The sequence below is a fragment of the Terrabacter sp. R4-6 genome, from assembly GCF_057529065.1.
Genome location: NZ_CP197224.1, coordinates 2,579,501 through 2,600,788 on the forward strand (window position 1 = coordinate 2,579,501; position 21,288 = coordinate 2,600,788).

Annotated in this window: 19 protein-coding genes; 5 read left to right on the top strand and 14 right to left on the bottom strand. The window is 74.2% G+C overall.

Features of this window, described 5'->3' with window-relative positions; translation table 11 throughout:
• Nucleotide 1: 1 nt before the first annotated feature.
• The 3 genes from ACSSS0_RS12050 to ACSSS0_RS12060 are packed head-to-tail and all read right to left on the bottom strand — an operon-like array spanning nt 2 to nt 3,938.
• The gene (locus ACSSS0_RS12050; RefSeq protein ID WP_487228153.1) at nt 2-1,099 is read right to left on the bottom strand and encodes an ATP-binding protein; all 1,098 of its coding nucleotides are present in this window, start codon (nt 1,097-1,099) and stop codon (nt 2-4) included.
• The gene (locus tag ACSSS0_RS12055) at nt 1,096-2,634 is read right to left on the bottom strand and encodes a DUF5691 domain-containing protein (protein ID WP_487228154.1); all 1,539 of its coding nucleotides are present in this window, start codon (nt 2,632-2,634) and stop codon (nt 1,096-1,098) included. Before ACSSS0_RS12055 ends, ACSSS0_RS12050 begins: the two co-directional genes overlap by 4 nt.
• On the bottom strand, nt 2,631-3,938 hold the full coding sequence (locus tag ACSSS0_RS12060) for an SWIM zinc finger family protein (RefSeq protein WP_487228155.1): 1,308 nt from the start codon (nt 3,936-3,938) through the stop codon (nt 2,631-2,633). Before ACSSS0_RS12060 ends, ACSSS0_RS12055 begins: the two co-directional genes overlap by 4 nt.
• Before the next feature lie 176 nt (nt 3,939-4,114).
• Between ACSSS0_RS12060 and ACSSS0_RS12065 the strand changes: the two genes are divergently transcribed.
• Complete coding sequence (locus tag ACSSS0_RS12065) at nt 4,115-5,437, top strand: LVIVD repeat-containing protein (protein WP_435987696.1); 1,323 nt, start codon at nt 4,115-4,117, stop codon at nt 5,435-5,437.
• A gap of 104 nt (nt 5,438-5,541) precedes the next feature.
• Here the strand turns inward: ACSSS0_RS12065 and ACSSS0_RS12070 are convergent, their stop codons facing one another.
• Nucleotides 5,542-5,802 carry a MerR family DNA-binding transcriptional regulator gene (locus tag ACSSS0_RS12070; RefSeq protein WP_487228156.1) on the bottom strand — a complete coding sequence of 87 codons (261 nt, stop codon included), beginning with the start codon at nt 5,800-5,802 and terminating at the stop codon, nt 5,542-5,544.
• 160 nt (nt 5,803-5,962) lie between these two features.
• Between ACSSS0_RS12070 and ACSSS0_RS12075 the strand changes: the two genes are divergently transcribed.
• Nucleotides 5,963-6,655: an SDR family NAD(P)-dependent oxidoreductase gene (locus ACSSS0_RS12075; protein ID WP_487228157.1), complete on the top strand. Its 693-nt coding sequence runs from the start codon at nt 5,963-5,965 to the stop codon at nt 6,653-6,655.
• On the opposite strand, the gene ACSSS0_RS12080 is transcribed toward ACSSS0_RS12075, so the two are convergent.
• The gene (locus ACSSS0_RS12080) at nt 6,645-8,840 is read right to left on the bottom strand and encodes an acyltransferase family protein (protein WP_487228158.1); all 2,196 of its coding nucleotides are present in this window, start codon (nt 8,838-8,840) and stop codon (nt 6,645-6,647) included. The genes ACSSS0_RS12075 and ACSSS0_RS12080 overlap by 11 nt on opposite strands.
• Complete coding sequence (locus tag ACSSS0_RS12085; protein ID WP_487228159.1) at nt 8,809-10,098, bottom strand: MFS transporter; 1,290 nt, start codon at nt 10,096-10,098, stop codon at nt 8,809-8,811. The genes ACSSS0_RS12080 and ACSSS0_RS12085 overlap by 32 nt, the downstream gene beginning before the upstream one ends.
• A gap of 71 nt (nt 10,099-10,169) precedes the next feature.
• On the opposite strand from ACSSS0_RS12085, the gene ACSSS0_RS12090 reads away from it, so the two are divergent.
• Entirely contained in the window at nt 10,170-11,099 is a 930-nt protein-coding gene (locus tag ACSSS0_RS12090; protein ID WP_487228160.1) for a LysR family transcriptional regulator, read from the top strand.
• Here the strand turns inward: ACSSS0_RS12090 and ACSSS0_RS12095 are convergent.
• Together ACSSS0_RS12095 and ACSSS0_RS12100 are read right to left on the bottom strand one after the other, a co-directional pair.
• The gene (locus ACSSS0_RS12095) at nt 11,083-11,259 is read right to left on the bottom strand and encodes a hypothetical protein (protein ID WP_487228161.1); all 177 of its coding nucleotides are present in this window, start codon (nt 11,257-11,259) and stop codon (nt 11,083-11,085) included. The two genes, ACSSS0_RS12090 and ACSSS0_RS12095, sit on opposite strands and share 17 nt — an antisense overlap.
• 102 nt (nt 11,260-11,361) lie before the next feature.
• Nucleotides 11,362-12,030, bottom strand: a complete 669-nt coding sequence (locus ACSSS0_RS12100) for a cobalamin B12-binding domain-containing protein (RefSeq protein ID WP_487228162.1) — start codon at nt 12,028-12,030, stop codon at nt 11,362-11,364.
• A 162-nt stretch (nt 12,031-12,192) separates the two neighbouring features.
• On the opposite strand from ACSSS0_RS12100, the gene ACSSS0_RS12105 reads away from it, so the two are divergent.
• Nucleotides 12,193-13,137, top strand: coding sequence for a hypothetical protein (locus ACSSS0_RS12105; protein WP_487228163.1), 945 nt, complete (start codon nt 12,193-12,195; stop codon nt 13,135-13,137).
• On the opposite strand, the gene ACSSS0_RS12110 is transcribed toward ACSSS0_RS12105, so the two are convergent.
• The 5 genes from ACSSS0_RS12110 to ACSSS0_RS12130 form a co-directional block, all read right to left on the bottom strand.
• Nucleotides 13,134-13,376, bottom strand: a complete 243-nt coding sequence (locus ACSSS0_RS12110; RefSeq protein ID WP_487228164.1) for a hypothetical protein — start codon at nt 13,374-13,376, stop codon at nt 13,134-13,136. The two genes, ACSSS0_RS12105 and ACSSS0_RS12110, sit on opposite strands and share 4 nt — an antisense overlap.
• A gap of 83 nt (nt 13,377-13,459) precedes the next feature.
• The gene (locus tag ACSSS0_RS12115) at nt 13,460-14,464 is read right to left on the bottom strand and encodes a hypothetical protein (protein WP_487228165.1); all 1,005 of its coding nucleotides are present in this window, start codon (nt 14,462-14,464) and stop codon (nt 13,460-13,462) included.
• Between the two features lie 86 nt (nt 14,465-14,550).
• On the bottom strand, nt 14,551-14,871 hold the full coding sequence (locus ACSSS0_RS12120; protein ID WP_435987685.1) for a DUF2853 family protein: 321 nt from the start codon (nt 14,869-14,871) through the stop codon (nt 14,551-14,553).
• A gap of 80 nt (nt 14,872-14,951) precedes the next feature.
• Entirely contained in the window at nt 14,952-15,950 is a 999-nt protein-coding gene (locus ACSSS0_RS12125; RefSeq protein ID WP_487228166.1) for a peptidoglycan-binding protein, read from the bottom strand.
• Between the two features lie 98 nt (nt 15,951-16,048).
• The gene (locus ACSSS0_RS12130) at nt 16,049-17,038 is read right to left on the bottom strand and encodes an ArsR/SmtB family transcription factor (protein ID WP_487228167.1); all 990 of its coding nucleotides are present in this window, start codon (nt 17,036-17,038) and stop codon (nt 16,049-16,051) included.
• Between the two features lie 58 nt (nt 17,039-17,096).
• On the opposite strand from ACSSS0_RS12130, the gene ACSSS0_RS12135 reads away from it, so the two are divergent.
• Nucleotides 17,097-18,305 carry an MFS transporter gene (locus ACSSS0_RS12135; protein ID WP_435987682.1) on the top strand — a complete coding sequence of 403 codons (1,209 nt, stop codon included), beginning with the start codon at nt 17,097-17,099 and terminating at the stop codon, nt 18,303-18,305.
• A 6-nt stretch (nt 18,306-18,311) separates the two neighbouring features.
• On the opposite strand, the gene ACSSS0_RS12140 is transcribed toward ACSSS0_RS12135, so the two are convergent.
• Nucleotides 18,312-21,284: a helix-turn-helix transcriptional regulator gene (locus ACSSS0_RS12140; protein WP_487228168.1), complete on the bottom strand. Its 2,973-nt coding sequence runs from the start codon at nt 21,282-21,284 to the stop codon at nt 18,312-18,314.
• Between the last annotated feature and the right edge of the window lie 4 nt (nt 21,285-21,288).

The following is a 21,288-nucleotide window of genomic DNA, read 5'->3' on the forward strand; positions in this document are numbered from 1 at the left end:
CTCAGCCGAGCTCGCGGCACGCGCGGTAGAGGTCGGTCCACTCGGTGCGGTCCTTGACGACCGTCTCGAGGTACTCCTGCCAGACGATGCGGTCCTGGACCGGGTCCTTGACGACCGCGCCGACGAGGCCGGCCGCGACGTCGTCGGCGCGGACGACGCCGTCGCCGAAGTGGGCCGCGAGCGACAGCCCGTTGGTCATGACCGAGATGGCCTCGGCGGTCGACAGCGTGGCCGACGGCGACTTGACGGTCGTGCGCTGGTCGGCGGTGACCCCCGAGCGCAGCTCGCGGAAGATCGTGACGACGCGCTCGATCTCGGCCAGCGACTCGAGACCGGGCGGCAGCTCGAGGGAGCGGCCCAGCGAGTCGACGCGCGTGCGGACGATCTCGACCTCCTGCGCGAGGGTGTCGGGCAGGGGCAGCACCAGGGTGTTGAAGCGGCGCTTGAGCGCGGACGAGAGGTCGTTGACGCCCTTGTCGCGGTTGTTGGCGGTGGCGATGACGTTGAAGCCCTGCTGCGCCTGCACCTCGGAGTCGAGCTCGGGGATCGGCAGGTGCTTCTCGGACAGGATCGTGATGAGGGCGTCCTGCACGTCGGCCGGGATGCGGGTCAGCTCCTCGATGCGTACGAGGGTGCCCGTCTGCATGGCCCGCATGACCGGGCTCGGCACGAGCGCCCCGCGCGTGGGCCCCTCGGCGAGCAGGCGCGCGTAGTTCCATCCGTAGCGCAGCGACTCCTCGGGCGTGCCCGCCGTGCCCTGGACGACGAGCGTCGACGAGCCGCTGACGGCGGCCGCGAGGTGCTCGCTGACCCACGTCTTGGCCGTGCCCGGGACGCCGAGGAGGAGCAGGGCGCGGTCGGTGGCGAGCGAGGCGACCGCGACCTCCATGAGCCGCCGCGACCCGAGGTACTTCGGCGTGATCTCGGTGCCGTCGTCGAGCGTGCCGCCGAGCAGGTAGGTCGTGACGGCCCACGGCGAGAGCCGCCAGCGCGGCGGGCGGGGCCGGTCGTCGGAGGCGGCGAGCGCAGCCAGCTCGGCGGCATACGCGTGCTCGGCGTGGGCCCGCAGGACCGTGGTGGGAGAGGGGGACTCGCTCATCTGAAGGCCTCGGTGATCGATCGCTGGACGGAGTGGAACTGGAGCAGGTTGCGCAGGTTGGTCGTCAGGGTCTGGTCGGCGCCGGTCGACTCGATCCAGCGCTCGAGGGGGTCGAGCGCTGCGGGGTGCAGCCCGACGAGCAGGTGCGGCATCGACGCGACGACCATGGCCGAGCCGACCTTCGACGCGCGCAGCCGCGACACGAGCGCGACGCTGAAGTCGGGCGACCACGGTGGGTCGACGGAGCCGACGACCGCCGCGATCTCGTGCACGCGCTCGGTCGTGGCGTCGACGCGCCGGAGGACGACGCGCTCGCGGAGCTCGCGGGGCAGGGCGGGCACGAGCGCAGCGTCCCAGCCACGCTCGAGCAGGGCCGCTGCCCACTCGGGGTCGCGGCGGGCCCGCACGGCACGGCGTATGCCGGCCAGCGCGTCGGTCGCCTGCGCGTCGGTGAGGCGCCCCACCGTCGCCGACGGGCCGGCGCCGGTCAGCTGGGCCCACACCTCGAGCGGTGCTCCCGCGCAGATCTGCTCGAGCCACCACCCGCGGGCCGAGCGCCGCGGTGGAGGCTTGCCGAGGCCGTCGCGCACGCCTGCCGCGTCCGGCTCGTCGGGCAGGGTCACCTCGACGCCGCGGCCGAGCAGGCCGGTGCGCCGGACGAGTGGTCCCAGCCGCGCGGCCATGCGGGCGGCCCGGGCCGAGCCCGGCAGGGCGTCGAGCAGCTCGGCCGCGGCCTCGCGCACGGTGCCGGCACGGTCGTCGAGGCCGTCCTCGAGGAGGGGCTCGTCGTCGGGACCGAGGGCGACGCGCAGGGCGTCGAGGTGGGCGCGACGGTCGCGCGCTGCATCGGTGGCCCACGTGGAGCGGACGAGCTCGCGCGCGGCGGCCGGGTCGTGGGCCCGCACGGCGGCGAGCACGGCGACCCGGTCGGTCGCGGGCAGCCGTGCCCAGTCGTGCGGGTCGCGGACCGCGCCCTCCGTGCGCGATAGGGCGCGCGCCTCGGCGCCCGCGGAGGCGTCGGCGACCCACGACCACTCGTCGCGCAGGCCGGCCAGCCAGCGTCCGCGCTCGTCGAGGACGGCCGCCGTCGGAGGGCGCAGCTCGCGCGTCCCGGTGGCGAGCGCCAGCAGCGTCGGCAACAGGGCGTGTGGCACGCGACAGCCGGCCTCGTCGGCGGCCCGCAGCCAGTGCACGAGCAGGCCGGTGCGCTGCTGGGCCCCGGCGGGGGGCTGGGTCATGACGAGCTCGAGCAGCTGGACGGCTCGCCGCGGCGCGACCGGACGGCTGTCGTCGGGCGCGGCGTCGGGTGGGTCGGCGTGGTCGAGGCGGCGCCCCGCGCGCAGGGCCGCGCCACCCAGCGCGGCGGCGTCGAGGAGGGCCTCCTCCCGGGACGGGCCGCCCGGGCCGCCCGGGCCGCCCGGACGGCCCAGCACGCCGGCCCGGCCGAGGTCCGGGAGGGCGGGCGCCGGCCGGCGGGCCGTGCCCAGCAGGGCGGCGTTGCCGACGTCGCGCCACCACGTGTCGAGGTCGCTCACAGCCCCACCACCTCGCCGTCGACCACGACGGTCAGCGGCCGCAGCCGCGCCTCCTCGAGCTCCCCGAAGACGCGCGCGGGATTGCCCCCGGTCAGAGCGAGCAGCGACCACACGTCGGCGTCGTCGGTGAGGGCGACGCTCGCCCCGTCCGCGTCGACGACCCGGTCGACGCCGACGCGCACGTCGTCGAGGACGACGGGGATCCGCCGAGCCCACGGGTTGCGGCCCCAGGCCTCGGCCGCCGCCGACCGCGCGTCGTCCAGGGACGCGCCGGACGGCATACGCACGTCGCCGTCGGAGACGGTGGGCTCGTCGACGAAGAGGGCACGGCGCACGGCGGCGCCCGGGTAGCGGGCGAGCGTGGCGTCGAGGCTCGAGCCGACCACCCGCGCGACCGGCAGCACCTGGCCGCCGGCCGCGAAGTCGAGCACCTGCACCGTCTCGCCGGTCGACGTCCCGCGCAGCCACGTGCGCTGCTGCTGGAGGCGGCCGTCGTCGCTGCGGTGGGCGCCGAGGACGAGCCAGCGGTCAGCCACGGCGTCGGCGCGACGCACCGACTCGGTGCTCGTCGACCAGCCGAGATAGGCACGCAGGTCGCCCAGCCGAGCCTCACCGAGCGACTCGCGCGCGGACCAGGCCCGGGTGGCCGTCCACCACCGGCCGAGGGCGACGAGCAGCCGCTCGGCCCAGTCGGCGCGACCGCTCACGGCGCCGCCGACCGAGCGCACGTCGTCGGCGAGGCCGGGCAGCTGCGCGTCGACGAGGCGCGCCGCCGTGCCGTCCCACCACGCGTAGGACTGGTGCCGGGCGGCCGCCGTGCCGGTGCGCGCGAGGTCGGTGAGCCAGCGCGCGAAGTCGTCCATGCCGTCGTCCATGAGGGCGAGCCGCTCCTCGAGCCGCTTCGCCGCCGCAGCGGGGTCGGGTGTCCGCGCGGGACGGGCGGCGTCACCGGCGGCCTTCGCCTCGGCCCGCGCCGAGCGCTCGGCCGCCCACTCCTGCGCGAACCCTGCGGCCTCGGCGGCGTCAGCCACCGACCCCGACCCGTCGACCCAGAGGAGCAGGAGCGCGAGCCCGTGCTTGCACGGGAACTTCCGGCTCGGGCACGAGCAGCGGAACGCGGGTCCGGTGAGGTCGATGCTCACATGGTAGGGCGTCTTGCCCGAGCCCTGGCACTTGCCCCAGAGCAGCGTCTCGGTGGACCCCGTGTCGGACCACGGGCCCGGGCGCGCGAGCCTGCGGGCAGCGGCCAGCGACGAGGCGTCGGGAGCCAGGCCGGCCACCTGCTGGGAAGTCCATCGCGTCATGACCCGCACATCATGACCGACACCTCCCACACCCGGGGGCTGATGGGGCACGTGCTGCCTCGACGCGCCGATATGACCGTTTCGTGCCAGCATGGCCGAGCCGGAGCCGACCGGCTCCCGGCAGTCCCGATCGCTCCCGACTCGGGGGGAGAGCGGTCCTTCCAGGAGGCTCACCCATGCGACACATCCGTACGCTCGTCGCGGTCGCCGCTGCGACCGTCGCCCTCGCCACGGCCCTGCCGGCAGCAGCCCACGAACCGTGGGACGACGGCAGCATCCCACCCCCTCCACCAGCCAGTGCGGCCGACGGCTACAGCAGGGACATGCACCTGCTGAGCACGGCAGCCCACACGGGTGGGGTCAACTCCGACCTCGCCTTCAAGGGCAGCCTCGCGTTCGCCGGTCACTACGGCGGCTTCCGCGTCATCGACCTCGCCGAGCCCGGTGCGCCGGTCGAGCTCGCCGACGTCCACTGCAACGGACCGCAGGGCGACGTCACCGTCCACGGCGACCTGCTCTTCCTGTCCGTCGACACCCCGCAGAGCACCGTGGGCTGCGAAGGCTCGAGGAACGTCACGGCCAGCACGCCCGGCGCCTTCGAGGGCATCCGCGTCTTCGACATCAGCGACCCCGCCTCCCCGACGTTCATCAAGGGTGTGCGCACGGACTGTGGGTCGCACACCAACACCCTGGTCCCCGGCGAGGGCGACACGGCGTACGTCTACGTGGCGTCCTACCCGCTGTCGGCGAGCAACATCGGTCCCGACTGCCAGCCCCCGTTCGAGCACATCTCGGTCATCGAGGTGGACGGTGACGACGCAGCGGCCGGGGCAGGGGCCCGGGTCGTCAGCGAGCCGACCATCAAGGGTGTCGACCTCTTCGGTGCCGCCCAGGGGGTGACGCCGTTCTTCGCCTGCCACGACATCACCGTCCTGTCGCCGAAGAAGCTCGCTGCAGCGGCCTGCCTCTCGCAGGGTCAGCTGTGGGACATCTCCGACCCGCTGCACCCGGTGGTCACGGCCGACATCGACACACCGGACGTGGACATCTGGCACTCGGCCGCCTTCACGCCCGACGGTCGCTACGTCACGTTCGGCGACGAGTACTTCGGGCCGGCGAAGGAGCCCTTCGGCGCCCTGTGGACCTACTCGACCGCCGACCCGTCGAAGGCCTTGAGCCACCTGCGGATCCCGCGGGCCGAGCCGAACACGTACCACAACTTCAACTACGTCCCCCTGGCCGACCGCTACGTCCTCGTCGCGTCCGCGTACGGCTCGGGGACCTCTGTGGTCGACCTGACGAACCCCTCGTCCCCCAAGGAGATCGGCTACTACGACATGCGTTCCAACCAGTGGTCGACCTACTGGTACAACGGCCTGATCGTCGCCAACGACATCTCCCGCGGCGTCGACACGCTCCGGTTCAGCAACAAGGCCGTGGCGGGCGCGAAGCACCTGCCGTGGCTCAACCCGCAGACCCAGGACTACCTGCTCGACTGAGCGTGGAGGCGTTCCTGTCGAGTGGCAGGTGAGCGGGGTCCTCCCCACCGGAGGGGGCCCCGCTCCGCGCGAGGGAAGGGCGTATGCCGTGTCGACGCGTGCGGTCAGGCGTCGCCGGTCGCGCTGCGGGTGCGGTCGGCGTCCCCCTCGCGGACGAGCCGCTCCAGGTGTGCCAGCACGTTGGCTCGCTCGAACCGTCGGTGGCCGCCGGGCGTCCGGGTCGACGGCAGGAGACCGACGCGGGCCCAGCGGGTGATGGTGGCAGGGGAGACCCGGAAGAGCCGGGCGACCTCGTGCGGAGCCATGAGCTCCCTGTCGCGGTGGTCGTCCCTGTCGCCGTCGCCGGACGAATGCGTCTGTGCCATGGTGCTGCCCCCGTGTCCCCCGGTGTCCCACGGTCCCCCGTAGGCCGCGCCCCCCGGCGCGGTCGCCCTCAACATACCCGTCTCCGGGGTCGCCGATCGTCGAACCGGGGAGGATCGAGCGCACCTTCCGGAGGGGCACCCGCCGGGTGATGATGGCGGGGTGACCGACCTCGCCTCAGCGCACGTCCTCGTCCTCGGCGCCACGGGGGGCCTCGGCAGCGCGATCGCGAGACGGCTCGTGTCGTCCGGCGCCCGGGTCACCCTCTCCGGCCGGGACGCGTCCCGGCTGCAGGCGCTCGCCGACGAGCTGGGTGGCGCCGTCGTGACGACCGTCGCCGTCGACCTGACGATGCCCGACGGACCCGCGTCGGTCGTGCGCGCCGCGAGTGGTGCCGCGGCCCTCACGGGTGTCGTCAACGCGGCCGGTGTCGTCGCGTTCGGCGCCGTCGACGACCTCGACGACGACACCCTCGACGAGGTGCTGCTCCTCGACCTCGTCGCGCCGATCCGCCTCGCTCGGGCGGCCCTCGGCGTCATCCCCGAGGGCGGCTTCCTCGCCCAGGTGAGCGCCGTCGTGGCCGAGAAGGCGATGCCCGGGATGGCCGCCTACAGTGCGGCCAAGGCGGGGCTCACCGCGTTCGACGCGGCGCTCGCGACCGAGCTGCGGCGACGGCGCATCCGCGTCCTCGACGTCCGTCCTCCGCACACCGAGACGGGACTGGCGACCCGTCCGGTCGCGGGCGAGGCGCCGCGCCTGCCGCAGGGCCTCGATCCCGCGGCCGTCGCCGAGCGCGTCGTGCGCGCTCTCGCCGACGACGAGCGCGACCTCCCGTCGACGGCCTTCACAGCCTGACGCCGGAGGCCCTGAGCAGGTAGGCGAGGTCGGGGGCGAGCTGCCGGGCGTACTGCACCGAGGTGTGGAGGTAGTCGCCCTTGAGCACCGTGCCCGTGGTCGTCGTGAAGATGGGGCAGCGTCCGTCGACGCAGTACCAGTGGGTCGTGTCGACGAAGACGGCGTGCTGCACCTTCTTCTCGACGTCACGCGTCCGCGCCCACCACGTCGGGATGCCGGTGACGCACCGTCCCGGCGATGCGCCCGGCCGGTAGCAGTCGAGGAAGGCGACGCCGGGCATCGACGGCGCGACGATGACGACGGTGCCGACGCTCCCGCGCACCGCGTCGACGAAGGCCTGGTCGGCGGCGAGCCACTCCTTCGCCGACGCGGCTCCCTTGGCGTGGGACCTGAGCCGCACGGCCCACGAGTACGTCTCGGTCATGATGAGGACCTTCGGCCTCACCCGCCGCACGTAGTCGAGCACCATCTTCCGGTGGTCGACGCACGGGACCGCCCACTCGTCCTTGCCGTAGTTCGCGTCGACGCCGTTGACGGCACACGCGATCTTCGTCATGCCGCGCACCTTGTACTTCTTGCCGTACGCCTTCTCGACGGTCGCGAGGAGCGGGAAGCCGATGGAGTCGCCGTAGACGATGATCTCGGGGCCGGAGCGCTTGCCGAAGGTGCACGACTCGGGGTCCTCGGCGTCGGTCGCGGCGCAGGCGCTCATCGCGTCGCGCTGGTCGGCGGTCGTCTGCCACTCGTCGGGTGACGGGTTGAGGTCGGCGGGCCATGACCCCGACGCGAGAGCGCCGCGGAGGCCGTCCTGGATGCGGGTCCCGGTGGTGCCCAGCGGGACCGGCGTCCAGCCGGTGGCCGTCGGGGTCGGGGTCGGTGTCGGTGTCACCGTCCGGGTCGCCGTCGGGGCGGGCGTCGGTGGCCCGGTCGTCGCCGGAGTCGTCACCTCGCTCGTCGTCGTCTCGGGCACCTCGCCGGCCGGCGGCGGGACGGCGCCGTCAGGGTCGTCGGCCGCGACGACGCTCCCACCGGCGAAGAGGTCGGGCCGGGCCGACGCCGCCCCGCCGACCCCGACGACGAGCAGCACGAGCGCCATCGCGGCGGCCAGCATGCTGCGGCGTCGGACCCGTGGCGCGTCGAGGACCGGCCGCTCGACGAGGTGGTGGGAGATGACGGCCAGCACGAGGGTCCCGGCGAGGACGACGGCCGCGCTCGCGGCCCCGGTGGTCGCGAGGACGACCGGGGCGAGCACGACGAGCGGGAAGTGCCAGAGGTAGAGCCCGTAGGAGATGTCGCCGAGGTAGCTGCTCACCGGGTTCGTCAGCAGCACCGCGCCCGGTGCCGGCGCACCGATCCCCGCGACGAGCACGAGCGCCGTCCCGACGGCGACCCCGAGCGCTGCCGGCCAGGGGACGCCCGTGTCCGGCGTGACGAGGACGTATGCCGTGACGACCGTCGTGAGCCCCGCCCACGACAGCGCGGCGCGGGCCGCGGGAGCCAGGCTGACGGCATTCCGGGGCACGGTGGCGAGGGCGGCGCCCAGCGCGAGCTCCCATGCGCGGGTCAGCGTCGAGTAGTAGGCGGTCGTCGGGTCGGAGGAGGTCTGGACGGCGGCCCACACGAGGGACGCGACGCCGACGGCCGCGGCGAGGACGCCGATCGCCACCCGATGTCGGCGCACGCCGCCGGCGACGGCGACGGCCAGCACGACGAGCAGCGGCCACGCGACGTAGAACTGCTCCTCGACCCCGAGCGACCAGTAGTGCAGGAGCGGCGACGGCGCGGACCCGGCGTCGAAGTAGGTGTCGGCGCGGGCGGCGTAGTGCCAGTTCGCGGCGAAGAGCATCGCCCAGAGTGCGTCCGTGTGGATCGACGCGACCTTGGCGCCTGCCCACGCCCACGGCGCGATGGCGACGACGGCGGCGATGACGAGCAGCGCGAGCGGCAGGATGCGTCGAGCCCGGCGGATCCAGAAGGCGCGCAAGGAGATCCGTCCCGTGCGCTCCCTCTCGCGCACGAGGACCCCGGTGATGACGAAGCCGGACACGACGAAGAAGGCGTCGACCCCGAGGTAGCCGCCGCTCGGCCAGCCGAAGAGGTGGAAGGCGATGACGGCGGTCACGGCCACGGCCCGGAGGCCCTGGATGTCCGCCCTACGCGGTCCCCCCACCGGACCGTCGCTCATGCGGGCCAGCATGCACCGCTCGAGCGTCCGGTGAGGGCATAACGCCGGTCCCGTTCGCCTCGGGTGCCGGAGACCGGCCGGGCAGGGCGGTGAGGGCGAGCGCCAACGCGACCCCGGCGAGCACGGCGACGGCTCCGACGACGGCGACCCACCCCGGGCCCGACCAGGCGTAGCCGAGCAGCCAGCCGACGAGGGCCGAGCCGCTGTAGTAGGTGACGTTGTAGAGCGCGGTCGCCTGGGCCCGTCCGGTCGTCGCGCGGGCCCCCACCCAGGCGGACGCCGTCGCGTGGGCGGCGAAGAAGCCGGCCGTGAGCACGAGCAGCCCGAGGACGACGACGGGCAGCGCGCCCGACAGCGTCAGCAATGCGCCGCAGACCATGGCCACGGTCCCGCCGACGAGCACGCGGCGCCGCCCGAGACGCGGCACCCAGCGGCCCGTGAGGCGCGAGCTGACGGTCCCGGCGGCATACGCGGCGAAGATCAGCGACCCGACCGTCGCGGGCAGCGCGAACTCCGGGCCCTCGAGCCGGAAGGCGAGGTAGTTGTAGACCGCGACGAAGCCGCCCATGAGGAGCGCGCCCTGGGCGTAGAGCGCGAGCAGAGCCGGGTCCCGCAGGCTCGTGCGTATGCCGTCGGTGACGGTCCGCGCGGTGGCGGCGGTCGTCGGGCGGTAGCCGCGCGCCCGCGGCATGAGGCGCAGGAAGACGACGGACGCGACGGCGCACACGGCGGCGACCGTGAGCAGGGCCGGGCGCCAGCCGACGACGCCGGCGAGGGGTCCGGCGATGAGTCGTCCGGCCGCTCCGCCGATGGTCGTGCCGGAGATGTAGGCCGCGGCCGCGGCTGCCGTGTGGCGGGCGTGCACCTCGTCGTGGAGGTAGGTGACGGCGAGCGCGGGGAGCCCGCCGAGGGCCATCCCCTCGACGAGGCGCAGGGCGAGCAGGGCCTCGATCCCGGGCGCGAGCGCGACGGCCACCCCGAGCACGGTCGAGGCGACGATGGCCACCTGCATGGCGCGCAGCCGACCGACGCGGTCGGCGATCCACGACCACGGCAGCACCGCGACGGCGACGCCGAGGGTCGCGAGCGAGACGGACAGGGCGGCGTCGGCGGGGCTGACCTCGAGGCCCCGGGCGAGGGTGGGCAGCAGCCCCTGCGGGGAGTAGAGCTGCGCGAACGTCGCGATGCCGGCAGCGCCGAGCCCGACGAGGATGCGGCGGTACTCGCGGCTCGCGGGGAGGTGTCCGGCCCAGGTCATGCGCTCGACGCTAGGCCTCGAGCGGAAGGTGCACCAATGCATACCAGCGGCGTGACTCATACGATCGAGGCATGAAACCCGCCGAGTTCCGAGCGGTCGTCCGGCTCCTGCCCGTCTTCGTCGTCGTCGCCGAGGTCGGCCAGGTGACGACCGCGGCCGCCGTCCTCGGCATGCCGCAGCCGACGGTGAGCCGAGCCCTGGCCCGTCTCGGGGACCTCCTCGGCACCCCGGTCGTCGAGCGGGACGGGCGGGGCATCGCGCTGACCGCCGCCGGTCGGGCCCTGCTGCCCTTCGCGCAGGAGGGGGTCGGCGCGCTCGAGCGCGGTGTCGACGTCGTCACGCGCTCGAGCGTCGTCGGGCACGGCACCGTCGGCCTGTCGTTCCAGACGCTCCTCGGCGAGGCGGTCGTGCCCGCCCTCATCTGCCGCTTCCGCGACCGCTTCCCGGGGGTGCGGTTCGAGCTCGCGCAGGGGTCGCGGCAGAAGGCGCTCGACGACTTCGAGGCCGGTCGCTGCTCGGTCGCGCTCGTCGCCTCGCCGCCGGCGCTGCCCGGCGCGTCGACGACGGTCCTCTACGACGAGCCCCTCGTCGTCGCCGTGCACCGGTCGCACCCGGCCGCCGGGGCGGGCTCGGTCTCGGTCGAGCGCCTCGCCGCCGACGGAGGCGACGAGCTCATCGTCCTCAAGACCGGCTTCGGCCTCCGTGGCCGCGTCGAGGAGATCTATGCCGATGCCGGCGTGCCACTGCGCGTGGCCTTCGAGGCCGAGGACGTCCACACCGCAAGGGGACTCGTCGGTGCCGGCCTCGGCGTCGCGATCCTGCCGGACTTCGCGCCGGAGGGAGACGTCGTGCCCGTCCGGCTCGACCACCCGCAGGCGCGGCGGACCATCGGCGCGATCGTGCGCAACCCCGCGCACGACCCGACGGTCGCGGCGTTCGAGGAGTTCGTGGGCCGGTCGGGGCGCTCGGTGGCGCTCGCCGCGCTCAGTCGGCCATCGTGAGCACGAGCGCGATGAGTCCCGCGACGAGGAGGGCCGCGGCGGCGATGCCGGCGAAAACGAGCCCCATGCGCTGGTCGCGCCCCCTGCGGCCCGGACCCCCCGTGGGCTCCGACCCGACCTGCTCGACGAGGTGCTGCGGGCCGTTCGGTCCTGCGTTCATGGAAGCTCCATCGGTCGGGTCCTGCGGGTCACGGTGCCGGGGCACGGCAAACGAGCCTATCGCCGTGGAGGTCACGCGCACGGTGCGCAGCGGCGTGCGTCGTCAGACGGCCGTGGACTCGTCGAGGTCCGAGGCGGACTCGCCGAGGGTCCCGTGGAGGGTGTGCGCGCCCTGGACGGGGTCACCCTCGAGCAGGGTCGCGTGGCACAGCTGCACGACGTCGTCGTTCGCGCCGGACGCCGCGAGGTGGACCGGCGTGGTCCGTGCGACGCGGCGCAGGGCGGGTGCGTGGGCGGCGAAGGCGGTGGCCCGTCGTGCCGCGACGACGACGGCCTCGGGCTGGAGGGTCCGGCAGGTCATGGCGAGCTCGGCGGTGGGCGTGTCGGCGCCGAGGTAGCAGGTGCGCCACCCCAGGCGCGACAGCACGATCGAGGTCGCCATGAGGCCGAACTCGTGCTGCTCGCCCGGCATGCAGGCGAGGACGGCGAGCGGACCCTCGGGGCGTTCGTCGGCGCCCATGAGCACCGAGAGCCGCGAGCGCAGGACGTTGCTCGCGAAGTGCTCCTGCGCGACACCGATCGACCCGGCCGACCAGCGTTCGCCGACCTCCTGGAGGTAGGGGAGCACGACGTGCGAGAGGGCGTCCTCGACGTCGAGCTCGTCGAAGACCTGGGTGAGGACGCGGTGGCCGCCGGTCTCGTCGAACGCCTCGAGCGTCTGCTCGAGGTGGTCCATCCACTCTCGGGGCGTGGTGCGGCGCGGCGTCGTCATGGCGTGCTCCTCGCAGACGGGACCTCGACCCGTGACGTGACCCGGGTCCGAACTGACGCGACGTACCCAGTGGGGCCCTCGTCCTCACCGGCCGTGACCGAATCGTGCTGTTGCGGGGCAAAGTCGCTTGGCGCGCCCGGCGCGCACGCACAGGATGGGGGTATGCCGCCCGCCGCGCCGCCGCGCCCCACCGCCCTCCTCGAGGTGGCGTGCGACGAGTCCGGGTCGGAGGGCGAGAAGCTCGTCCGCGGCAGCACCGACACGTTCGCGCACGCGAGCGTCGACGTGGCGACCGAGGTCGCGCTGGCCACGATCGAGCGGGTGCGTGTCGAGGCGCGCTCGCCGGCCACGGAGGTGAAGGCGAGCGTCGTGCTGCGGCCGCAGAACCGTCGCCTGCTCGAGTGGCTGCTCGGCGACGACGGGCCGTTGCTCGGTCACGCCCACGTCCACCTCACCGACAAGGCGCTGCACCTGACGGGACGCATGGTCGTCCTGCTCGACGGCGAGCCTGCTGCGGCCACGGATCGGGGCCGCCGGGCCGAGGTGCTGCACCGGGTGGCGACGCGACGGATGGGCCGGGTCGGCTGGGAGTCCCTGCTCGCCGCCTTCAACGACGTCGTCCGCGCCCGCTCGCTCGACGAGGCGGCGGCGAGTGGGGCCGTCCTCCGCGGCGGCCTCTCCGATCTCGTCGACCTCGCGCCGTCACTGCCCGCCGGCATCCCTGACGATCCCGAGGGGCTGCTGGCGCTCGTGGCCCGCGGTCGGGGGGCGCTCGACCCGATCGTGCCGGCGCTCGCCGAGGTGCTGCGCCACTGGGGAGCGGCCGGTCGTCCGCTCTGGGTGGTCCACGACGTGCAGGCGACGCTCACGGACGCGGCGATCCGCACGGCGGTCGGGGCGCGAGCGGACGGGTCGTCGGACGTGCTCGAGGGCATCAGCTTCGTCGACTCACAGGACGACCCGCGCGTGCAGCTGGCCGACTTCCTCGCCGGCGCGGCCAGGCGGATCGCCTCCCACGTCCTGGCGGGAGAAGCGGATCCGGGACTCGTCGAGCTGATCGCTCCCTACGTCAGCGCGCGCTCGACGTGGCTCGACGGGTGGCCCTAGAGGTCGTCCATCATCGAGACCGAGCACGACCCGGCCCGGGTCGGCACGTGGTGCGGGGTCGACGCGGACGGCAGGCGCACCTCGGCGAGCGACGTGGTGACGACGGGGGGGGCGGGCGTCGCCGCCCGTGGTGCGGCGACGGCCGTCGATCCGGCCAGGGCCGTGAGGGCGACGAGTGCCGAGCCCGCGACGGCGGTCAGGGCGCTGCGACGGGTCAACCTGCTGCGGCGCGTGTCCATCCGTCCAGTGTGCGCCCGTGCCGCCGCCGGGTCCATGGCCCTGTGCACCCCTGTGCGCCGGGGACCCGACGGCACACGTCCTCTCAGACGGCCGGGAGGCGCGTGATCCAGTAGCTCGCGGTGCCGGGCGACGCGACGCCGAAGCGCGCGTTGACGGCCCACAGCCAGCCACCGGCGAGCGTGGCCGTCGACGGGATGTCGAGCGTCTCGTCGGTGCGGGCACCCGCCCACTTCGCCGACCATCCGGTGGCCGTGGGGGCGAGCCGCAGCACGGACACCTCGTACTGGCCGCTGCCGCGGACGTTGTAGAGCACCGACCCGTCGGTCTCGAGCCCGTCGCCGCCGACGATGCCGGGGCCGCCGCTGACCGGGATCGCCCGGGTCGTCCCGGTGGTCGGCGCCACCTGCCACAGGCCGCCGACGCGGCTGTTGTTGAGGACGATGTCGCCATCGGGTAGCAGTCGGATCCCGTTGGCGTTGTTGGCGACCCCGTCACCGGCGGGCCACGCGCCGGTGAGTGGCACGAAGGTCGGACCGCTCACCGACATCGTCGCGTGGTCGTGCCCGACGACGGTCAGCCGGTCGACGCGCGAGTCGGTGACCCAGACGGCCGACTCGGTGACGACGAGGTCGTTGAGGAAGACGGCGCCCGGCACGACGACGTCGTGCATGACGGCACCGGTCGTGGCGTCGACGCACCACACGTGTCCCTCCGTGACGCCGGCGGTCGTGACACCGCCGACGGCCCACACGACACCGCAGTGGTCGTCGTGGAAGAGACCGCGGAGCGCGCGTCCGGGTGCGCCGGCGAGCAGGGTGGCGACGGTGCCGGTGAGCAGGTCGCCGGTGACGATCCGCCCGTCGGCCAGCGACCCGACGTAGTAGGTCGTGCCGGGTCCGGACGTGATGCCCTCGGGGCGTATGCCGTCGGGCAGGGCCACCGTCTCGGGCGCCGGCGAGCGCCGGGCCGGGGCGGCGGACGCCGCTGGTGCAGCGAGGGCGACGAAGGCGCCGGCGGCTGCTGTCGTCAGCACGGCTCGGCGCGTCGGGTGGGGCAGGGGGCGGGGGCTGGGCGTGTGAGTGTCCATTCCCCATCCTGCGCACACGACCGCGGTGTCCGGAAGGGCCGGTCGAGCGTTGTCGAGGGTCGTGCGTCCGCGTCCAGAGGACGAGGTCAGCGGAAGAGGTCGAGCTTCCCGTGCTTCTCGGCGAGCAGGTAGTAGACGGTGACGCGGTTCTTCGTGCGGTCACCCTTGAGCGTCTGCCCGACCTCTGCCAGCGAGGCGTCGAGGTCGGCGTCGGAGTCGGTGAGGCCGAGCTTCTTCTTCATGAACCCGTCACGCACGCGGTCGGTCTCGGTCTTGTCGCTGAACGACACGAGTGCCGAGTCACGCTTCTGCAGCGCGATGCCGCAGTGCCGGACGATGCCCTTGATCGCGGCGTCGTCGGCGTCGGGGGAGTACTTCCTGACGTCTGCTGCCCAGTCTTCTGCCATGTGCCGTGCCCCTCTTCGTTGAATGGCTGGAACACGAGCGACGCTAAACCCCAGAAGGCGCCGTGAGAAGGGCCCGGCGCTCAGGCCGTGAGCCTGGCCCAGGTGCGGGCTCCCACGACCCCGTCGGCCGTGAGGCCCCGGGACTGTTGGAACGCCTGCGTCTTCGTGGCCGTCATGGCGCCGAAGACCCCGTCGGCGGTGAGGCTGTAGCCGCGGTGGGTCAGCAGCTTCTGTGTCGCGACGACGGCCTGGCCGTTCGAGCCGCGCTTGACCGTGACGACGAGCGCCGACCACGTCTTGGGACCGACGACGCCGTCGGCGGCGAGGCCCTTGGAGCGCTGGAAGGAGATGACGCGGCTCTGGGTCGTCGGGCCGAACGAGCCGTCGACGGTGAGGCTGAGCCCGCGCTGGCGCAGCAGGTGCTGGATCGCCGTGACGCGGAAGCCGCTCGCGCCGCGCTTGACCGTGGTCCAGGCGATCGGGGCTGGCGCCGGGGTGGTGCCGCCCCCGCCGATGCGCTTGGCGAGGGCTGCGAGGCGGGCGTCGCCGGGCCGCACGTTGATCTCGAAGTGCATCTCGTCCTTGCGGCCCGAGTAGTCGCCGCCCCAGCGCACGACTCCGTTGCAGGAGCCCAGGATCGAGCGGATGTGCGAGCGCTGCGTCGCCGTGAAGGTGCCTGACTTGCCGAGCGGGTGGCGCGGGGCGTTGAGGTCGATGGCCGTGCCGCTCGAGTGGTTCGACAGGGTGGTGCTGCCCGAGATGGGGCGGTAGCTGTGGCCCCAGCACCAGCCCTTGACGAGCGCCTCAACCTCGTGGTCGAAACGGCGGGCGACGTAGCCGAGGACGATGTGCACGTCGCCGCGACGCACTCCGGCGGGGAAGGTCGCGGCGCCGACCGACAGGGTGCCGAGCGGTACGGTCGACGACGAGCCGGCGGGCCAGCCGTTCTGCGACGTCGCGGCCTGCGCAGCGGTGGCCGTGGCGGCGACGAGTCCGCCGCCGATGAGGAGGCCCCCGGCGCCACGGATCAGGGTGCGGCGGCCGACGGCGGGACTGGCGGTTTCGTGGAGCTCACACATGACGACCCCTGAGCGTGTGTCGGTGGTGCGGGCGCGGGCGCGTCCGCAGCGCCGACGCTAGGGGTGGGCGTCGTTGCGGTACATGGGGAGAACTCCCCTCAGCCGGCGGGGACGCCGTCACCGGGCGACCCCGAACCGGACGCCACGAGCGCGTCGCCCACGGCCGTGCGCCAGTAGAGCACCTCGCGCCCTGACCGCCGACGGAGCACGAGGCCCGCGGCGAGGAGCACCTTGAGATGGTCACCGACCGACCCGATCGCGAGGTCCGTGGTGGCCGCGAGACCCATTGTGCTGGAGGGTGACTCGAGAGCGGTGAGGAGCCGGGCGCGGTTGCGCCCAACGAGACGCTCGAGGCCGTCGGGAGCCCCGGCGTCGACGCGAGCGAGCGCTCCGGCGACCGGGTAGTACACGGCATACCTCTGCGGGAGGAGCCAGCCCACCCAGCGAGCGCGGTGGTTCACGGGCACGAAGAAGAGGTCGGCGTCGTCCGGGAGCACCCGCGAGGGCAGGTCGTAGTTGTTGATGCGCAGATGGCCGTCGCCGACCCACTCGCGGTCGCGGCCGAGGTCGTGCAGCACCGCCGCCCATCCCTGGGTGGCGAGGCGCGACGTGCGGGCGACGATGTCGGCACGCAGGATCCGCTCCCGGCGGGCCCAGTCGGTGGCGAGGGCATGCGTCCAGACCCACTCGAGCAGCTCGACACCGTGCTCGGTCAGGCCGTCGGCGAGGAGCGCGTCGGGCAGATCGCGGGTCGGCGAGCTCTCGGCGAGGCAGTCACGCATCAGGTCGTCACCGAGGGCGCGCACGTCGTCGAGCTCCTCGGCGAAGGTCCGTCCACCCGAGGCCGGGGGCAGGCACAGCCAGTCCGAGATCCACTGCGGCTTCCAGCTGTGGTCGAGGACGGCGCGCCGCACCGGGTGGGCGTCGAGCATCGCCCGGAACGCCTCCCCGTGGGCAGCCGCGAGGGCGCGCCCCTCGGGGTCGGAGGGCCGCACGAGGTCGTTGAGCGCGCCGACCGTCTCGATGCGCGGCGACACGACGAAGCGGCTCCGGGCCAGCAGGTCGGCCGAGATCTGCCACGTCCCCATGTTTCGCCTCCTGCCGAAACATTAGCGTCGACATCGACCGGCCGTCAGGGTGGATCGGGTGAAGACCTACCGACAGCTGTTCGCCATCCGTGAGTTCCGGGTCCTCTTCCTCGTCCAGTGCATCAACATCGGGGCGTATGCCGTCGCGTCCCTCGCGCTCGGCACCATCACCTTCGCGGCCACCGGGTCGCCGGTCCTCACGGCGCTCGCGATGTTCGGCGCGCCGCTCATGCGGATCGTCGGCCAGACGCTCTTCGGCTCCGGCTCCGACCTCGTGCGGCCCCGGACGGCCCTGGTGCTCGTCTTCACGACGACGATGGTGAGCGACCTGCTCCAGGCGATCCCGGGACTCGCGTGGGGCTGGCGGTTCGCCCTGCTGGCGGTCGGCCCGCTCATCACCTCGGCCCTCGGCGGCAGCATGATGGCGCTCGTCTCCGACATCCTCCCGCCCGACGGCTTCATCCTCGGTCGGGCGACGATGAACATCGCGGTCGGCGGCATGCAGATCGTCGGCTACGGCATCGGCGGGCTGCTCCTCATCACCTTCACGACGACCGAGCTGTTCCTCGGTTCCGCGGCCGCGCTCCTCGTGGCGGTGGTGCTGCTCCGCCTCGGCCTGGCGGACCACCCGCCGCGGCACGCGGGCGCCTCCCTCGTGCGCCGGACCCGCGAGGTCAACCGTGCGCTGCTCGGGTCCCGCGTCATCCGCCCGCTCTACCTGACGATGTGGGTCCCCAACGGCCTCATCGTCGGGTGCGAGGCGCTCTTCGTGCCGTTCGCGGGCGAGCGCGCCGGCTACCTCTTCGCCGTCACGGCCGCGGGGATGCTGCTCGGCGACGTCGTCGTGGGGCGGTTCCTCGCCGTGGCCGTGCGCGACCGGCTCATCGGCCCGCTGCGGCTGCTGCTCGCCGTGCCCTACCTCGCCTTCTTCGCCGTCCCGTCCCTGCCGTATGCCGCCGCGCTGGCCTTCGTGGCGTCCGTCGGCTACTCCGCGAGCCTCCCGCTGCAGGAGCGGCTGGTGACGCACACCGATGCGCAGGCGCGGGGCCAGGTCTTCGGGCTGCAGGGCACCGGCCTCATGGTGGGCCAGGCCCTCGGGGCGCTCCTCGGCGGCGTCGTGGCGAGCGCGCTGGGGATGGGGCCGGTCGCGGCCGCGCACGCGATGGGCGTCATGGCGGTCGCCTCCGTCGTCGTCTCGATCGCGCTCACGCCCGGTCTGCGCCGGTCGCGGCCCGGGGCCGCCGTGCTCGAGGGCGCCGCGGCCTGACCGACCTCAGCCGGTCACGAGACCCCGGCGTCGGGCGATGGCGGCCGCTTCGGTGCGTCCGGAGGCGCCGAGCTTGGCGAGGAGGTTGGAGACGTGGACGCTCACGGTCTTGGTGCTGATGTAGAGCTGCTTGCCGATCTGGCCGTTGGTCAGGCCCTGCGCCAGCAGCGCCAGCACCTCGAGCTCGCGCGGGGTGAGCTCGACCGTCGCGCCTCCGGGGCGCACGGCGTCGAGCTCGGCGAGCAGCGGCTTGGCCTCGAGCCGGACCGCGACCTCGCGGGCCTGCTCGGCGACGGTGCGGGACCCGGCGTCGTCGCCCGCGGCCCGCAGCGCCTCGGAGAGCCGGGCCCGTGAGCGTGCGGCCTCGAAGACGTGGCCGTAGCGCTCGAACGCCGCGACGCTCTCGCGCCAGGCGTCGACGAGCTCGGCCACGGGCGGCGGCTCCTCGACCCCGGCGACCCGGCGCAGGCGCAGCACCTCGGCCTCGAGCCGCGCGGTCCACGCCCACGTCTCGCGGCTCGTGTCCTCGAGCGACTCGGCCGCCGCGCGCTCGAACTTCGGGCGGCTCGCCTTCTCGACCGCGGGACGCAGCTCGCTGATGCGCCGGCCGCGCTCGGCGAGGTCGTCGACGACGGCGACGGCCCGGGCCCGCAGGTCGGGGTCGGCACGCGGCACGAGCGAGGCCGCCTGCCCGGCCACGAGCGCGGCGAGGCGCACGACGGCGTGGTACTCGCCCCACGTGGCGTCGAGGACGCGTACGGCCTCCTCGGTGAGGTCGAGCATCCCGCCGAGGTCGCCCGCCTGCCCGAGCACGTCGACGGCGGGCATGGTCGTCAGCACGACGCAGAGGCCGTCGACGGGCCACCACTCCCGCAGGGCGTCGACGAGGTCGGGGTCGACGGGGTCGCCGCGACCGGCGTGCACGAGCAGCGCGGCGCCGGTGAAGATCGTGCGGCCCGGCTGGGGGGCCGGTCGACCCCCGAGGTCGAGGCGCCGAGCCGCGCCGTCCCAGTCGCCGAGCTCGTAGGCGGTGAGCCCGCCGAGGAGGCGGCACTCCTGCCCCCACGGTGCCCACTCACGGTGCATCCGCCGAGCGACGTCGGCGCCGCGGTCGTAGAGCGCGAGCGACCCGGGCAGGTCGCCTCGGCGGTGCGCGAGCGACGCGAGCTGGTGGAGGGCGCGGAGCAGCAGCGGGTCGTCGGGGTCGATGTCGGCGACGATCGAGCGCAGGTGCGTCTCGACCGAGTCGAAGTCCTCCTGCGCCTCGAGGATGCGCGCCATGATCGTGCGCACCTCGGCGAGCGCACCACCCAGGCCGAGTCGCTCCGCGAGCAGGGACACCTCGTTGCCGACGACGGCGGCCTCGACGAAGGAGCCGTGGTCGACGAGCGCCTGCACCCGCGCGACGAGCACACGCACCCGGCGCTCGTCGGCCTCCTCGCCGATGAGCGACAGCGCCTCGTCGGTCAGCGCGATGGAGTCGATGGGCAGGTCGAGGATGCGCGAACGGATGACGAGCGTCGAGAGCAGGTCGGCGCGAGCACCCGGCTCCTGGGCCGTGCCGGGGTGGTCGAGCCGGTCGCGCAGCAGGTCCATGGCGCGGATCGGCTCGCCGGCGACCATCGCCGCACGCGACGCCCGGAGAGTCACCTCGTCGCGCTCGGGGTCGTCCTCGTCGAGCCACGTGAGCGCCCGCTCGAGGTGGAGCAGCGCCTCCTGCGGACCACCGACGGCCATGGCCGACTCGGCCGCGGCCCGGCTGGCGCGGACCGCCGTCGGCAGGTCGCCCACGGCGGCGGCATGGCGGGCGAGCTCGGACGCGGGGGCGAGCTCTGGGCGCTCGGCCAGCACGGCGGCATACGCCCGGTGGAGCCGGAGGCGCTCGCCGGGAAGGAGGCTGTCGGCGACGGTCTCGCCGAGGAGGGCGTGGCGGAAGGTGTAGGCCGGGGGCCAGCGGGCCTCGAGCACGTGGTGCTCGACGGCGGCGGCCAGCGCGGCCTCGAGCGTCTCGTCGGGGAGGTCGACGACGCGGGAGAGGAGGTCGTGGCCGATGTACTGGCCGCCCTTGAGGGCGATGGCCCGGAGCACGCGCTGAGCGGTCTCGTCGAGCTGCTCGACGCGGGCGCGGAGCACGCGGCTCAGTCCGCCGGTCAGGGCCTGGCCGGCCGCGGCGCTCGCGACGAGCTCCTCGGCGAAGAAAGGGTTGCCCTCGGAGCGACGGGCGATCTCGGCGTTCGTCGCGGCGTCGGTGGGGGCGCCCTCGATACCGGAGACGAGCTCTCGGACGGCGTCGTCGGGGAGCGGGGCGAGGTCGACGTGCTCGAGCCCCGCGATGCGCGCCCACACGGCGAGCGTCTCGTGGAGGGGGTGGCGGCGGTAGAGGTCGTCGGAGCGGTAGGTCACGACGAGGCCGACCGCGCGTGTGAAGCCGCGGGTCAGCAGGAGGGTGATGAGGTCGCGCGAGGAGTGGTCGGCCCAGTGGACGTCCTCGATGACGAGGAGGGACGGCTGCGTGTCGCCGAGCGCGGACAGCAGCGCGTGCACGGCCTCGGCGACCTGTCCGGGGTCGGTGCTGCGTCCGGAGCGGTCTCCGTCGGGTGCGTCGGCGCGGCCCGGCAGCAGGTGCCCGAGGCTGGGATGCGTGTCGAGCACGCGCTCGACGACGTCGGGGTGGCCCGCGTCGATGGTGCCGACGAGCTCGACGAAGGGGAGGTAGGCGAGGCTGCTGCCCGCCTGCCCGACGCAGTGGCCGACGGCGGTGAACCAGTCGGCTGCGGTGGCCTCGTCGACGAGGTGCCCCACGATCCGTGACTTGCCGATGCCCGCGTCGCCGGACAGCACGACGACGCCACCAGGCCGGGCACCCGGGGTGGGGCGCAGTCCGATGGCGTCGGCGAGACGGGACAGGTCGGTGTCCCGCCCGATGAGGGGCCCGGTGCTGAGCGGCATACGCGGAATCATCGCGTACTCCGCCGACATCAGC